This is a genomic window from Rhodococcus sp. (in: high G+C Gram-positive bacteria) (assembly GCF_049286785.1).
In the GTDB taxonomy this organism is placed as follows: Bacteria; Actinomycetota; Actinomycetes; order Mycobacteriales; family Mycobacteriaceae; genus Rhodococcus_F.
Genome location: NZ_JBAQEO010000908.1, coordinates 1 through 2304, shown reverse-complemented (window position 1 = coordinate 2304; position 2304 = coordinate 1). Strand labels below are relative to the sequence as shown.

Genomic DNA, 2304 nt, shown 5'->3' with positions numbered 1-2304 from the left:
GCACTCGGACACGTTGAACGAGGCCGGGTTCGTCGAGGACACCCTCTCCGCCATCGCCGGCCGGGCCATCCACGCGTACCACACCGAGGGTGCGGGTGGCGGGCACGCACCGGACATCATCACGGTGGCGTCGCACGCGAATGTGCTGCCCAGTTCCACCAATCCGACGCGACCGCACACGGTCAACACGCTCGACGAGCACCTCGACATGCTGATGGTGTGTCACCACCTGAGCGCGAAGATCCCCGAGGATCTCGCGTTCGCGGAGAGCCGGATCCGGCCCTCGACGATCGCGGCAGAAGACCTGCTCCACGACCTCGGGGCCATCTCGATGATCGGCAGCGACTCGCAGGCGATGGGTCGCATCGGCGAGGTGGTGATGCGCACCTGGCAGACGGCACACGTCTTGAAGCGCAGACGCGGATTCATGCCGGGCGACAACGGCGCCGACAACCAGCGCGTGCAGCGATACGTGGCGAAGTACACGATCTGCCCGGCCGTGGCGCACGGCCTGGAGTCCGAGGTCGGTTCGGTCGAGGTGGGCAAGCTGGCCGACCTCGTGCTGTGGGATCCGGCGTTCTTCGGTGTCCGGCCCCACGCCGTGATCAAGGGCGGCATGATCGCGTGGGCGGCGATGGGCGACGCCAACGCGTCCATCCCCACACCGCAGCCGGTGTTGCCGCGGCCGATGTTCGGTGCGGCACCGAGGGCGGCAGCGGCCACCTCGGTGCATTTCGTTGCGCCGCAGGCGATCGAGGACGGGCTCGCGGAGCGGCTGAACATCGGTCGGCGACTGGTTCCCGTCGAGAACGTGCGCGCACGGGGCAAGGCGGACATGCCGCGCAACGACGCGCGGCCGCGGATCGAGGTCGATCCCGACACCTTCACCGTCCGCATCGACGGCGAGGTGTGGGAGGAAGAACCGGCGGCCGAGCTGCCGATGGCTCAGCGATACTTCCTGTTCTGATGCGTCTCGCTCATCTCATGGCCCTGGCCGACTCGCGGTTGCCGACCGGAGGGCACGTGCATTCCGGCGGCGTCGAGGAAGCGGTGACCAGTGGGCTGGTGCGTGATGTCGACACCATGGAGGCTTTTCTACGACGGCGGATCCGGACGAGCGGTCTGGTTGCCGGATCCGTCGCGGCCGCGGTGTGTTCCGGAGAGCTGACGCCCGCCCACGGCGATCTCGAGATGGACGCGCGCACGCCGTCACCGGCGTCGCGGGCGGCGTCCCGGGCGCAGGGCAGAGGGTTGCTGCGCCTCGCGAAAGCAGTCTGGCCCGAACAGGATTGGTCGACTCTCGACAGCCGGCCGCACCTGCCGGTGATATCCGGTTCGGTCGGACGCGCTACCGGCGTCGACGCACGCGAAGCCGCGCTCGTCGTCGTCTACACCACCATGACGGGGTCTGCCATCGCCGCGCAACGACTGCTCGCGCTCGATCCGGCGCAGGTGGCCGCCAGTACCTTCGCCCTGTCGGATCTGTGCGAGGACATCGCCGATCGGTGCGTCAAGGGCCTGGCCGGTGTGTCGGACCCGCTGATGGACGTGGTCGCGCAGCGCCACGCCGACCGCGACCGCCCACTGTTCGCATCCTGAATTTTTAGGTCCCCACAAACCGGCTCTACCCGAGGAGAAACAAATGCCACCGCATGTCATCGACGGCGAACCGCACGATCACCACGACCGTCCCAAGCGGGTCCGGGTGCCGGGCGAACCGGTCCGGATCGGAATCGGCGGGCCGGTCGGTTCGGGCAAGACGGCGCTGGTGGCCGCGCTGTGCAGGCAGCTGCGCGACGAGCTCTCCCTCGCCGTGCTGACCAACGACATCTACACCACCGAGGACGCAGACTTCCTGCGCCGGCACGCCGTGCTGCCCGACGAGCGGATCACCGCCGTCCAGACCGGTGGGTGCCCCCATACCGCCATTCGTGACGACATCACCGCCAACCTCGACGCCATCGACGACCTGATCGCGTCCAATCCGCCGCTGGATCTGATCCTGGTGGAGTCGGGCGGCGACAACCTCACCGCCACGTTCTCCTCAGGGCTGATCGATGTGCAGATCTTCGTCGTCGACGTCGCCGGGGGAGACAAAGTGCCACGCAAGGGCGGGCCCGGTGTGACGTTCTCGGATCTGCTGGTGGTCAACAAGACCGACCTCGCTCCGATGGTCGGTGCCGACCTGTCGGTGATGCAACATGATGCCGAGCACGTCCGGGAGGGCAGGCCGACGGCACTGATCTCGCTGACGCAGGACCCGACGTCCGGTCCCGTGCTGGCGTGGGTGCGTGAGCAGGTGCG

Annotated in this window: 3 protein-coding genes; all 3 read left to right on the top strand. The window is 68.2% G+C overall.

The features are described 5' to 3' along the window. A partial coding sequence (locus WAW17_RS32725) for an urease subunit alpha (RefSeq protein ID WP_422336983.1) occupies positions 1 to 967 on the top strand: 967 nt, incomplete at its 5' end. Continuing rightward, on the top strand, positions 967 to 1599 hold the full coding sequence (locus tag WAW17_RS32720) for an urease accessory protein UreF (RefSeq protein WP_422336982.1): 633 nt from the start codon (positions 967 to 969) through the stop codon (positions 1597 to 1599). The genes WAW17_RS32725 and WAW17_RS32720, both read left to right, overlap by 1 nt. Before the next feature lie 43 nt (positions 1600 to 1642). Then, the coding region (gene ureG / locus WAW17_RS32715; RefSeq protein ID WP_422336981.1) for an urease accessory protein UreG at positions 1643 to 2304 on the top strand (662 nt) is incomplete at its 3' end.